Below are 13,141 nucleotides of genomic sequence, written 5' to 3'. Positions count from 1 at the left end.
AAAATATCCTTATATTAAAAGAAAGTGGGTTCCCAGCTATAACCTTAAATCTTAAGTAGTTATCAGAATCTGATATTCTTAATATCAAGAGAAATAGTGAAAACTACTTTTCCGACATCTTTCAGAGAGTTGAAGGGAATTATCAATCAGATAATTTTATGAAAAATATTATATGTAATAACTGCTTCTTTCTGGCACTTCCGAAGTTGCTATCGTAAAATTGTTACCAATAAACTTACAATGCCGTGCCTCGTTTTCAAGAAACCGTGTGTGGGAGTAGCGTCATATGGAATACTACGGATTTGTGTTGGTCAAGTTCATAATTGGGTTTGTGATCGTCATTACTCACCTCAACCTTTCAGGAAAAACCCAACTGTCGCAGATGACGCCGATAGATTTTATCGGGAACTTCGTACTGGGTGGAATAATCGGAGGCGTCATTTACAGCGACTCCATACCTTTGTATCAGTATCTGGTCGTGCTTCTTATTGGGGTGTTTCTGATTTCATTACTGAATGCAATAAGCAAGCATGTAAATTTTTTTCGAAGTATGGCCATAGGCCAACCGATACCTATTATTAAGAAAGGCAGGTTTTTAGTCGAGAATATATCTGATAACAAGAATAAGATTGATATCTTGAACGTGTCATCTCAACTTCATGCGAAGGGCATTCATTCCTTCCAGGAGATCTATTACGCTCAGATTGAACCCAACGGGCAAATAACGGCAGTCTGTGAGGGTTCAGAGATGCCGTCTGTTATCATTATGAAAGATGGCAAAGTCCGTGATCACGCACTTAGTGAAATTGAAAAAAATGTACAGTGGCTTGAAGTTGAAATGAAAAAAGCCTCACTTGATTATGAGGATATCTTTATCGCAGAGTTTTGGAGTGGACGTTTAACGTTTATCCTGAATGATGGGGAAGTATTAAAATCGCGCTCATAGAACTTTTTAAAGCTATCGACTAACTTAGTTAACTAAAACCAATACCGTATTAGAACCTCCGGTATTGGTTTTATGATGTGTTTGGCGGTAACCCACCGTTTTTCTCGTAATCAGCGATCAGCCGTTATACCCGTTAACGCATTACGTTGCAGCGTTGTCAGACTTTTTGAAGCGCGGCATCTACCACCTTTTGGCGTTCCGCCGGTCTAAAATCGGAGTAGTGTTCCCAGATGATACTCAGCGCCAACTTAGTCAGTGATGCTTGCAGGAGGCGGTTTCCGGTGCGACCATGGCTCTGGTTATTCATAGACTAAACCTACGGAAACGTACGATAAGGCCATTTTATGATCTTAATCAGAGCATCATTTCAAAAGCTAAGCCATCAGAGTTGTGTTCAAAAAGAGGAAATTGACTTATAAGCCCAAATGCTCTTCGGATCGTATGATTTATTCGGGCATTTTCGAAGTTTCTTTAATCCATGAACGTCAGCATGAAGGGAGCGCTTTAATCAAGCTACGTGGGCTAACCGAGGTCGGAAAAATTACTGTACTCAGAACAACAAATTGAAGTTCAACGGCGAGAAATTAATGGTGAGACAAAAGCCCAGCTTGCTCGCAAGTTTGGTATCAGTCGTGAAACGCTGTATCAATATGGTTCAGTTCTCCCAGGCGGTCGTAAGTAATGAAGGGCAGGGAAGTACCGCTGACCCGGATCTCGACAGCGCTATCCGGATACTGGCAGACATCAAAGTATTTCCCCCGAAAATGATGATTTTTTTCATTATCCTCAAGCAGATAAAGCTTTATTTTTCATACTATAAAGTCACTTTTTTTGAGACCCTACGCTATTCACGCCAGGTAAATGTTGCCCGCCGGTTTTCGCCATTCTCCAGCGGGCGATGTGCGTCAAAATCGTGATGGGGTAGCTTTGCAAACCGACGGTTGTTTTAAGGACTTTTATCTGTTCAGAACATTCAATAATTCTTTGGGTATCACTGACCGCTAGCTCACTGAATTTAACAGCAAGTGACCTCATGGTAGGTAAAGAGAGTATGCGGGTAGCGTAATATCAACGACGAGTGTCTTCGGCAAGTGTAAACGCAGACACTGACCGCAGCAGCAGGCTCGCTTGCTCACGAAGTCTCTGCGAGGCCAGGCTCGATTCATCAACCAGCGAGGCATTTTGCTGAGTCATTCCATCCATCTCTGTCACAGCAATACCCACCTGCTCAATGCCCCGCGCTTGTTCTGCGCTGGCAGCGGTTATCTCTTCCACTGTATCTGTAAGTTGACCTACCGATGACACGATGTCCGCCATAGTAACCACCGATTGATCAACTAGCGCATTGCCCGCGTTAACGCTGGCCGAGTTTGTTTCAATTAGGTGGCGAATTTCACGGGCTGCCGTGGCGCTGCGCTGGGCCAGCGTACGTACTTCTCCAGCTACTACTGCAAACCCCCGACCCTGTTCTCCCGCCCGCGCAGCCTCCACGGCTGCATTGAGGGCGAGAATGTTCGTCTGGAAGGCAATACGATCAATTACTGACGTGATATCTGCAATACGAGCTGAGCTTTCGCCGATGAATTTCATTGTTCCTGTGATGTTATTTGTGACGTCATTGCCTTGACTAGCGACTTCCCTAACATTTACTGCAAGCTGAGCTGCCTGACGGGCGTTATCGGCATTATTACGCACCGTTATGCTGAGTTCGCTCATTGTGGCAGCGGTCTCTTCCAGCCCGCTCGCCTGTTCTCCAGTTCGTTGTGACAGGTCAGCGTTTCCCTGCATAATCTGCAGGCTGGCCGCCGCTACACTCTCTGCATTGCTGCGTACCGTGCTCACGGTCTGTGCCAGCGAATACTGCATTTCAGCAACTGCCTCGAGCAGCTTGCCAGTTTCGTCCCGACCGCTGACCGCTACAGTCTGACTAAGGTCACCGCTGGCGATGAGCTGTGCCGCCTCCAAAGCGACGTTGAGAGGTCGAGTAATGCTGCGCGTGATAAGCCAGGCTGCTAACGCGCCCAGCAGCACGGCGACTACGCTTAGCGAGGCCAGTAAAACCATTGCGCTGCCACGTTCGGCCTTTGCTGCATTGCCGGCCTTCTGCATCTGTAATTCCTGAAATGCCTCCAGTTCTGCAAGAGCTTTCATGTAACTGACTTGAGTCTGATAGCGTGGGCCCAGTAACATCTGCGTGGCCTCTTCACGCTTACCAGCCATCGCGAGCGCCACGACGTCATCCGAGAAAGCCAGATACTGACTCCCGACATTTCTGATTACCTCAATCAGTTCCCTGCTTTTGGGAACCTTGAGCAGCCCGTCGACTCGGTCAACCGATGAGGTGATTTTGACACGAACCCTATCATAGTCCTTCTTGAAACCGGCCTGTCGGTCCTGAGTATCCGCCAGGATAACGTTGCGTACCAGCCGACTCATGTCAGTTGAATAGTAACGGAGGTTGGTGGCAGCTGAGGCTTTCTGATATCGGCTGCCCGCCAGTTCTTGGGCGGTGTCACCCAGCGAATGGATACGGTTAAATCCGGTCAACGCGGTAATAATTAAAAGAAGAAGGATGAAGCCAAACGCAGTGCCGAGGCGTATGCCGATTCTGATGTTGTTCATGTAAATCCTGTAGAATGAATATTTATGTAAAATCCACATCCTGTGATGTGCTTCTCGTTACGTTTTTTATAGTGTGCCAAGCTTGTAGAAAGCATCACGTTACTGTCACTATCGGCAACAAGCTACTTAAGGTTTAGGGAAATAGTGCCCTAATTTTCTTAAGCCACAACTCATCGTGGCACCATTTATGTCGTAAGCCACGTCGGCAATGGCGGATTTGATTTCCTGTACGTCTGACCAAAAACCCCGTGAAGGCCTCTGCATCAATCACATTATTTAAGTAAAGGCCATTACAAATAACCTTATGCGTATCAGCGGCCAATGCCAGATCTAGTTTACCTAAGACGCGATGTCTTTCCTGCCCGTTTTTTTACCTTCAACTAACTAAGGGAGAAATACCTACTCGTTATATAAAGAAAAACAGGGCGTATTAGATGCTCCATCTATTCTAAGTAATACAGGATAATGGTTTTTAGATCAAAAGCGTTACTAATAAATAACTTTTCAGTTCGAGGTGGATAGGTTTTTAAATTATAGGCACTTGATAGTGCCTTAACGCACCAATGAGATATTAAATAAAAAATAGATCCTATAAAAAATAACTCAACTCTTTAATAGTGCAATGAGTTATTATCATGTAGGGTTTAACTAAAGCGCCCCTCCTGACATTTTCATCATAAAGAACACCTTTCCATGATTTTCAATCACCTCCTGCCCCTGAAATTTACACACTGTCCCAAATATATCATTGGAATAATGAAGTCCAGAATACACGTTCTCTCTCGGACCACGTATTGGATTCCTAGAGTCAGCAAGCCCCTGGTTTTTTAGGGAAATAAACTTCAATTTACGCTCCATTCTCTCATCAATGTGCTCGCAAGTTACTCCCCCGTGGTATTGCATACACCAGAGTGGGGAATCGCTAAATGATATAATGATTTGCCCGTAAACTAATTTTCCCTCGGTAAAGTAGTTTCTGTAAGAGTACTTATCTTTATGGTATTCAATGAGTTTCATGTCATTTTGAGGCAAGCTTTTAATAATAAGTTTTTCAGGAAAGCCATAAAGAAACCGATTTGCTTCTACTAAAAACCCTTTCATCAACCCTCTCAGCAATGAAAATTCTACAAACTTTGAAAGTGGGAATAAAGACTCTTTATTTAGTCCGTTTTGTGGTGCCAGTCTAACTGGTCGACATAAATTATCTCTGATAGCTCTAGAACTTAACACTGCAATTAAAACTATCAGAAAACGCTAGCGATATGTTAAGTAAGAGCAAATTTATTTTATGGAAAAGATATCCTTTCCTATCTAAAGATTAAGAGTGAAAAATATACGTTATTCCTTCAATGGAATGTGATTTTTGTGTTCCGCTGCTTCTGATACATGGGGGTGCGAGGTTTTATGATGGCTTTATTCTTATACACCATCAACAGAGATGTTATTTAATACGAAATTAGAAAATGTCTATTTAGGGGGGGGGCAAAAAAGTTATATTGATTACACATGGCTGTGGAGATTAACCTTAGCTTAATTGTAACAGTATATTAAGTTGCAAACCTCCAGGGGGATATTATAGAAGCATCAGATTAGGAAGTTTAAAAAAATCCCCGTAGTAGCTTGACTTGAAAAATAAAAAAAGCGCCAGGAATGATTTTAAAATGAAAAACCATGATTATAATTAATATATTTAACCTGTTATTCGATGCGAACCATCCAATTGGTATGGGTCTTTACTCGGCGCTGTCACATACTAGCTATTGTAAGCTATCTCTCGCTGGTGCTGAATAGACCAGAGATACAGATTATTTAAATAGACAATAACGCGATCGCAAGCTACCTTACTCTTTTCAGAGTAATTTTATCAAACCACTTACCGTTAAGGTGATTGTTTTTTACTTTTTTCATTAAATAAGTGCCAATAAAGTTATTTTTGTTAGAGTTTCGAATATCTGCTGCCAGAAAATAGCTCGTACCCTACTGAGTTTTATGATTTTATTTTCCATGTTGTAGGTGATGGAAATAAAACGTTCTGTATGTCAGGACTTAATCTATTTTTTAAAAGCCTGACATGTTTTTTTACCCATAAATATATCAGTGTGAAATTTGAAATTAAAGCCGATGCGAAGCAACGGCTTTTTAAGAACAAATTGTTAACTGTATAGAAGATAAAAATAGTTATTAATTTAACTTATATATCCCAGACTGCCATGGTTGTAAATTTATCTTTGTATCATTCTTTTGAACAGTATTTTTACTGTTGCTCTCGATAATGACCTTCTCTATAGAAAGGATGCCTGGTAAATCATATTCAATTGTTTGTTCCTTGAAGTTAATAACTATTAAAAACCTCTCTGACCCCAAGGTACGCGTATAAGCATAAACAGATTCATTCTCTTGGTCTAAATCATTATATTGCCCGTAAGTAAGAACTGGAAATTGATGCCGTATCTCGATCAACTTACGATAGTAATTTAGTACAGAGTTGGGATCTTCAATTTGACTTTTTGCATTAATTTCTTTGTAGTTGGAATTAATATTAAACCAGGGCTTACCTATGGTGAATCCCGCATTTTTGCTATCATCCCACTGAAATGGTGTTCGGCTGTTATCTCTGCTAGTCAAACGAACATTGTACAAGAACTCGTTGGCTTGCACCTTTCCTTTTTTAACGTAGTCATCCCAAAACCCCTTTACTTCAATATCATTAAAGTCACCAATGGTTTTGAATGGGTAGTTGGTCATCCCCAACTCTGAACCTTGAAAAATGAATGGAGTTGCTCGTTGAGTTAGCGTCAATGTTGCAAGTGCTTTAGCTGATTTTTCACGCCATTGTGGTCGGTCATCACCGAAGTGAGAGACTGCGCGCGGGTTATCGTGGTTATCCAGGAAAAAGGCATTCCAACCATATTCACCAGCAGTATGGTCAACCCTATCGATAACCTGGCGGAATTGTGACAGTGTCCAATCTTTTCGACGCCATCTCTCGTCTGTGTCTCTATCCAGTCTTATTAAGTCAAAGGTGAATGCCATGTTTAGCTCATTACGACGTCTATCAATGAATTTTATCAATTTATCTAAAGGGGCACCGAATATTTCACCGGCTGTGGCAATATCATATTGTGATAACACCTCCTTATTCATTTCGTTGATATAACGATGAAGGTTAGGACCCTTGGTATACTCCTCAGCGAAATTCTTCAATTCTTGTTGAGTGAGATCTGGGAAATTCGTGTTTTTTGAGTAAGTAGCCACCGTATCAAAGCGTAGCCCAGAGACGCCTTTATCTAGCCAGAAACGTAGCATTGTATATATTTCTTGACGGACCTTGGGGTTGTCCCAATTTAAATCTGGCTGCTGTTTAGCAAAATAATGTAGGTAATATTGATTGGTGCTTTCATCCTTTTGCCAGGCAGAACCACCAAAAAATGAGGGGTAGTTATTTGGCTCTGCCCCTTCTTTAGGATCTCTCCAGAAGTAATAGTCACGGTAAGGATTATCCTTGCTGCTTTTACTTTTAATAAACCATTCATTTTGGTCGCTTGTGTGATTGATAACGACATCAATCATCAGCTTCATATTTCTTTTCTTTGATTCATTAACCAAACTATCAAAATCATTCATGGTGCCATATTCAGTCATGATTTTTTTATAGTCACGTATATCATAACCATTATCTTTATTGGGAGAGTCATAATGCGGATTAATCCAAATGGCATCTATGCCCAAACTCTTTAAATAATCTAATTTTTCTATGATTCCGTTAATATCACCGATGCCATCTCCGTTGGTGTCTTTAAATGAACGCGGATAAATTTGATAAAAAACAGACTCCTTCCACCATTTAGGTATGACTTCTGAGTGTTCAAAAGTATTTTCGTGAGGTAAAGACTGTGAATCTCCGAAGGATTTATGACATGAACCGAATAATGTTGCGGTTAGAAATATGGCTAATGCGGTTTTCATTCCTTGATGTGACATTACGTTTGACCCTTATCAATTTAAATAACTAAAGTAACCTTAGTAACCCTGTATATTTAATGTGACTGAATTTAAATCCTCCAGTGCGATGTTAAAAAATAATAATCCTGTCCTTTTTTTAATTATGCTATCGAATTTAGTTTTGGTAAAGTTGGGTAAATGAACTCTATATTTTTAAGTGATATTGTTTTCAAAAAATGCCATTTCCAGAATATTTAGCTGAATCGTGTTAGCAAAGGGGCTGTGAACGATTTAAAAACCTATTATTTTGAGGGGGTAAAAAACATTTATATGATAACAGTAGTGGTCTAACCTAATAAGTGAATAATCAAGTGCGGAATGATAACGTCTGTTATATAGTTTGATGATCACGGCAACTCACTGAAATAGATACGTATTGTTATGATTTATGTCTTGTATGATTTAATCATACAAAGCTCACTTGAGGCTGCTATTGACGAAGCCCTTATTTAGGTTTCAATAACTTCAGAGCTAAACGTCCGTTAAAATTTTTACGCCTACCTGCCCCAGCTACACTTAAAGGCAAAGGCCTTTAGCGCGATGTTCTTTAGCTAGTTAGCATGAGGGGCGCAAACGCTGCCGCTGCAGTAATAAGATCTGTTGCGATGCTTCCACCGATCCCCGGCCCTGGTTGATAATCTTCGCGGTAACCGGTTGCGCAGCGGCGTCAGTGAGGGCGATCATGTTCAGATGCCTCCCGCCTCGGTTTTGATGATCGCGCTGAGCGCTTGTCCACCGAAAAGACCGGATTTCCGGGATATTGAGATGAACTTCATAGCTGAATGTGGTGATTCACTCTCCCTGTTAGAGGCGTCTCTCAGGCTTGACCGATAAGCATGAAACTAACCTTCCCTTTAGTTACCAGCCTGAGCAGGTGTTGCAGTATGGAGTGAAGAGCACGTTCAGCTTGTCAAAAATCACCCATTCAGCGTCAACCATTTTTATCGCGTTAGCGCTTAACTTTGCCATAGGCTTGATTTTGCTTATCAGCCTTTTGGTCGGAAAATCTGGTTTATCCGGATTAACCGAGCAGCTTCAGTTATTAAGGGGATGGGCTTTGCTACCGGGGATTCTGGGGGCGTTCTCTGTATTTGCCAGCATAACTGGATATCAAAATCCAGGGGCATCACGGACGATCGCTATACTGGTAGCAAGCCAGTTGATCGTTGGTCTCGGATATGACATTCACCGCAGCGGGACAGAAGGTGTGCTCAACAACTTATCTTCTCTGGTCGGTGCCGCACTTCTTGTAGCGGGTGCATTCCTGGTCGCAGCGCGTAAATTTTGATTCGATGTCATACCACTATTTTTTGTCATATTCATATCCCTGCACTTCCATGTGTTGGGATTTTTCATCTGCCAACTCTTGTGTTGCTCTGTCAAAAAAGGTTCTTCTCTTGAGGATCAGGGGCGTTCCCGCGAGTCTAACTGCAATTGCATGAAGGTGAGATCAAGCCAGCGGCCATATTTAGTGCCGACCTCCGCCACTCGGCCTGCCTCAACAAACCCTAACTTTTTATGAAGTGAAATTGACGCTGCATTTCCTGATTCTATGCCTGCCACCATGACGTGTTTATGCTGTTCCTTCGCCAAACTGATCAATTCCCGCATCAGTGCGTTACCGGCTCCGGCTCCGCGCGCATCTTTGTGAACGTACACAGAGTGTTCAATGGTATGACGGTATCCGTCCCAAGGGCGCCAGTCGCCAAAAGAGGCGTATCCAAGAACGTCGTCAGTCTCGTTTACGGCCACGATGACCGGAAATCCTGCGTCCTGACGGTCTTTCATCCAGTTAATTCGGTTTAGCGCGTCGACTGTTTTTTCATTCCAGATCGCCGTCGTATTAATGACGGCATCGTTGTAAATTTCAGCAATCTTTTCAGCATCGCCTTCTGAAGCAGATCGAATATGCATGGTAGACACCTCATCACTCATTCACTAAAGTAGACAAATCGTACACTACTTTAGTTATCCAATATGTTAGATGAATTGTCCAGTAAAGAAGATAAATTAAATGCCCGTATTGGGCAGAAAGTCCGTCAGGAAAGAGAAAGACGGGGATGGTCACTAACCGATCTCGCTGAAAATTCAGGTGTTTCACGGGCGATGATACACAAGATCGAACGTGGTGAAAGTAGCCCCACAGCGACCATTTTGGCGCGTTTGTCAGGCTCATTTGATATGTCGATGTCGCAGTTGCTCGCTCTGACAGAAGTGCGCGCGGGTACGCTTACCAGATATGAAAAACAGCCCGTCTGGCAGGATCCTGAAACGGGTTACATTCGTCGGCATGTCTCACCGGGACAAATCCCTGTAGACCTGGTCAGCGTGGAACTTCCCGCTAACACCGCCGTGCCGATGCCAGCCATGTCATATCTCTCTCGACGCCAGCTTATATGGGTATTGAAAGGCAGTCTGACATTTGAGGAAGGAGCTCATACATTCGAGATGCATTCTGGTGATTGCCTGGAGCTTGGCGATCCCGCCGATTGTGTTTTCAGAAATGATACCGATGAAATATGCCGCTATGCCGTGCTTGTGCTCAAATCTTCCTGAGACGACTGAGAGGTAGTGAAAATAGTGCCGGTTTGGTGAAAGCTCATTAAAGTAAAACAAGATAATGGTGACCAGCACTGCGCTGTCTTCTTTCATTTGAACCGCCTCTTTAACCTGTTAAAGCAAAATGTTTTGCTGCCGGGCACAAGACAAGTCGTCTTTGCAGACGACTTGTCACGAAGGGTCATTCAGCCCATCAGAAGGTATACAGCACGCCCAGATTGTATGTCAGGCCACCGTGCTTAATCACAATTGGGCTGTTACTGGCCTTGTCGTCGAGCCAGGTGTAATCGGCACTGACCACGCCGCCCCAGTGTTGCGTGAACTGGTGGCTCCAGGTGAGGCTGCTGTCCATGCCATAGAAACCCCCGGCGGACTGATAGGGTGCAAAGTCAGTGCGGTTACTCTGCTCGCGGCTGACGCCATAAAAGGTGTTCATATAGCGCCGGTCGCCAAAGAGTGCAGCCGACTGAAGTGCAACGGTGTCGCTGTCGTTTTGAAGCGGAAGCAGGGTGACGGAGGTCTGATAATGCCCCCCCTGACCATCCGTCAGCGGCAGAGTAGCCCTGGCCTCAAACGACAGCCACGGCGTTGCTGACCAGCCCACGGCGAGAGCGGTATTGATGGTCGCATCGATATTTCCCATGCCTTTTAGGGTATTCGAGCCATCGCGCCAGCTGGAGTTTTTGTCCGTGCGGCCAAGGGTATAGCCCAGCGTATGTTCCAGATACAGGCCGTTATCCGCCTGCAGGTCGTAACCCACGCCTTTGAGCGAATCAAAGAAAAATGCCCCGTCGCGTGCCTGAACGATCGGGCCCGCCAGCCAGTGGCGCTGATCCGAACCGCTGTAGCGCGGTGCGCTTTGTGCGCCCATACCGATAGTCAACGTGGGGGCCGGTGAGGCCGCGTCAGCCAGCGCCTGGAGCACTGTTGCGGACAGCCCGAAACAGGTAATGTGCAGTAGTAATTTTCTGGATATCATGTCATTCCTCATCACCCAAACGTATGGTTGGTAGCGGATTGCAGCCGCGACTGAAACCCGAATTATGAAGAGGCAGTGTCAATAAACTGTCAGGGATTTATGAAGAAACGGTCAAGGCGAAAAAATGCAGACAAAGCGGATCCTGATTATTGAAGACGACGCCGATGCAGCGGACGTGCTCGATGCTTATTTAAAACGTGAAGGCTATGAGGTAAAGATTGCGGATGACGGCCTTGCCGGGCTGGCAGCCGCCCAGGTGTGGAAGCCGGATCTGATTCTGCTGGATGTGATGCTTCCCGGCATGAAGGGAACGGATGTGCTGGTCGCCCTGCGCCGGGAAAGTTCCGTTCCCGTTATCATGGTCACGGCAATGGGGGACATGCCCGATAAAATCGGTGCGCTACGTTTCGGTGCCGATGATTATATTGTTAAACCTTATAATCCTGCTGAAGTTGTGGCACGGGTGCAGGCGGTGATGCGCCGCATGTCGTCAGCTGAAAAATCCGCTCCGGTCCTCCGGTGGCAGGAGCTTGAAGTGAATGCTGAGGCCCTCACTGCTGGCGTCAGGACCCCCGCTGGCGGGCTTGCCTGGCTCGAACTGACGCCGACGGAGTTTTCCGTGCTCACCACGCTGATGCGCACGCCGACCCGCCCGTTTTCCCGTCAGCACCTGCTGGAAAGTTGCCTGCCGGAAAGCGAGGCGCTTGAGCGGGTGGTGGACACGCATATCTATAACTTACGTAAAAAGCTCGAAGCGGCGGGTATTGTTAACGTACTGGTTAATGTGCGCGGCGTCGGTTACCGGTTCAGACAGCCATGAATTCAAAACACTATCCGTCACTTTGGCGCTGGATTTGTATCCGTATTCTGGCGCTGGCCATTGGCAGCGTTATCGTTATTGCGTTTTGTATGTGGCTGCGTTTTGCCATTGAAAACCTCTGGGTGCTACACCATATGTCTCCTGCGCTCAGGGCCGAATTTTACGTGCTGCGTGATAATCCGGAACTCAATCTGGCGCGCTTTCATCAGATTGTTGATGCAGGCTGGGGAGCGCGCTACTCCGATCCGTCGATCGCCAGCGCTGACTGGATGATGGTCGGCATCCTGGTGGTGGTGGTCATTCCTTTTATTGTCTTTTTCGGCTTAAAAGCGGCACGCCCGCTCTCCTCGCAGTTCAGCGAACTGGCACAGGTGGCGAAGGCCGTGGCTAGGGGGGATTTCAGCACGCGGGCCAGATCCGTTAAGTATGCCCCGTCTGAACTGGTTCAGTTTACGGATGACTTTAATGCCATGATGCTGCAGCTGTCGCGCTATGAGCGGGAACTGCGGGCGTCACACGTGGCTATGGCTCATGAATTACGGTCACCTCTGACCGCGGCGGTGGGAAGGCTGCAGGGCATGCTGGACGAGGTGTTTCAGCCCGAGCCGCGACAGCTGCAAATGGTCATGAAACAGCTGTTGCACTTAAACCGGTTGATAGATGAGCTTCACCTGCTTTCACTGGCGGATGCCGGGCAGCTTAATCTTGATAAAACCCCGGTCGATCTGACCGAACTGTTGCGTGAGCGTGCAGCCTGGCTCAGCCCTCAGACGACCCCGATCGGATTTGATATCCGCCTTGGGCAGTCGAGTGTCTGCAGCTACACCGGCGATCCCTTCCGTCTTGGACAGGTGTTCACCATCCTGATGGAAAATGCTTTGCGCTATGCCGCAGAAGGCCAGCGCCTGGAGATTAATCTGGTTAAGCGACACGAGGGTTACGACGTCATCTTTGAAGATTTTGGCCCAGGTGTGGGCAGCGAATTTTTACCGCTGATGTTTGAACGCTTTACCCGGGAAGAAGCCTCGCGCGCGCGCCATTCCGGCGGCAGTGGTTTAGGGCTGTCTATTGCCCGCGCGGTGTGCGAAGCGCACGGCGGAAGCATCAGGGCGGATCAGAAAGCGCAGGGAGGGCTGATAATCACCCTCACCCTTACCTGAACGGCCGGTAATGAAAAAAAGTGCTTATCTTGACGGTTTCTTGATGGTTTATT

At 45.5% G+C, this 13,141-nt stretch carries 11 protein-coding genes; 6 read left to right on the top strand and 5 right to left on the bottom strand.

What is annotated here, in order from left to right; translation table 11 throughout:
• Positions 1-286: 286 nt before the first annotated feature.
• Together ID864_RS14880 and ID864_RS23740 are read left to right on the top strand one after the other, a co-directional pair.
• Positions 287-946 carry a DUF421 domain-containing protein gene (locus ID864_RS14880; protein WP_191150001.1) on the top strand — a complete coding sequence of 220 codons (660 nt, stop codon included), beginning with the start codon at positions 287-289 and terminating at the stop codon, positions 944-946.
• 544 nt (positions 947-1,490) lie between these two features.
• Complete coding sequence (locus tag ID864_RS23740; RefSeq protein ID WP_099755247.1) at positions 1,491-1,628, top strand: helix-turn-helix domain-containing protein; 138 nt, start codon at positions 1,491-1,493, stop codon at positions 1,626-1,628.
• Positions 1,629-2,014: 386 nt separating this feature from the next.
• Here ID864_RS23740 and ID864_RS14870 read toward each other — a convergent pair whose 3' ends face one another.
• From ID864_RS14870 to ID864_RS14860, 3 genes are all read right to left on the bottom strand, one after another.
• A complete protein-coding gene (locus ID864_RS14870; protein WP_191150000.1) occupies positions 2,015-3,568 on the bottom strand; it encodes a methyl-accepting chemotaxis protein in 1,554 nt (517 codons plus the stop codon).
• Between the two features lie 648 nt (positions 3,569-4,216).
• Positions 4,217-4,669, bottom strand: a complete 453-nt coding sequence (locus ID864_RS14865) for a DUF5680 domain-containing protein (RefSeq protein WP_191149999.1) — start codon at positions 4,667-4,669, stop codon at positions 4,217-4,219.
• Between the two features lie 1,080 nt (positions 4,670-5,749).
• Positions 5,750-7,549 (bottom strand): glycoside hydrolase family 13 protein, encoded by a 1,800-nt coding sequence (locus ID864_RS14860; protein ID WP_191149998.1) that lies wholly within the window; start codon positions 7,547-7,549, stop codon positions 5,750-5,752.
• A gap of 844 nt (positions 7,550-8,393) precedes the next feature.
• Here ID864_RS14860 and ID864_RS14855 point away from each other — a divergent pair.
• The gene (locus ID864_RS14855; RefSeq protein WP_396018881.1) at positions 8,394-8,858 is read left to right on the top strand and encodes a DMT family transporter; all 465 of its coding nucleotides are present in this window, start codon (positions 8,394-8,396) and stop codon (positions 8,856-8,858) included.
• A 116-nt stretch (positions 8,859-8,974) separates the two neighbouring features.
• On the opposite strand, the gene ID864_RS14850 is transcribed toward ID864_RS14855, so the two are convergent.
• Positions 8,975-9,484: a GNAT family N-acetyltransferase gene (locus ID864_RS14850; protein ID WP_048918618.1), complete on the bottom strand. Its 510-nt coding sequence runs from the start codon at positions 9,482-9,484 to the stop codon at positions 8,975-8,977.
• A 63-nt stretch (positions 9,485-9,547) separates the two neighbouring features.
• On the opposite strand from ID864_RS14850, the gene ID864_RS14845 reads away from it, so the two are divergent.
• Complete coding sequence (locus ID864_RS14845) at positions 9,548-10,126, top strand: helix-turn-helix domain-containing protein (RefSeq protein WP_099754788.1); 579 nt, start codon at positions 9,548-9,550, stop codon at positions 10,124-10,126.
• Positions 10,127-10,322: 196 nt separating this feature from the next.
• On the opposite strand, the gene ID864_RS14840 is transcribed toward ID864_RS14845, so the two are convergent.
• Complete coding sequence (locus tag ID864_RS14840) at positions 10,323-11,108, bottom strand: MipA/OmpV family protein (RefSeq protein ID WP_048918620.1); 786 nt, start codon at positions 11,106-11,108, stop codon at positions 10,323-10,325.
• 124 nt (positions 11,109-11,232) lie between these two features.
• Between ID864_RS14840 and ID864_RS14835 the strand changes: the two genes are divergently transcribed.
• Complete coding sequence (locus tag ID864_RS14835; RefSeq protein WP_048918621.1) at positions 11,233-11,928, top strand: response regulator; 696 nt, start codon at positions 11,233-11,235, stop codon at positions 11,926-11,928.
• The gene (locus tag ID864_RS14830) at positions 11,925-13,088 is read left to right on the top strand and encodes an ATP-binding protein (protein WP_191149997.1); all 1,164 of its coding nucleotides are present in this window, start codon (positions 11,925-11,927) and stop codon (positions 13,086-13,088) included. Before ID864_RS14835 ends, ID864_RS14830 begins: the two co-directional genes overlap by 4 nt.
• Positions 13,089-13,141: the final 53 nt, after the last annotated feature.

Origin of the sequence: Erwinia aphidicola, from assembly GCF_014773485.1 — a bacterium.
Classification (GTDB): Bacteria; Pseudomonadota; Gammaproteobacteria; order Enterobacterales; family Enterobacteriaceae; genus Erwinia; species Erwinia aphidicola.
This window is presented reverse-complemented; position numbering and strand designations above follow the sequence as displayed.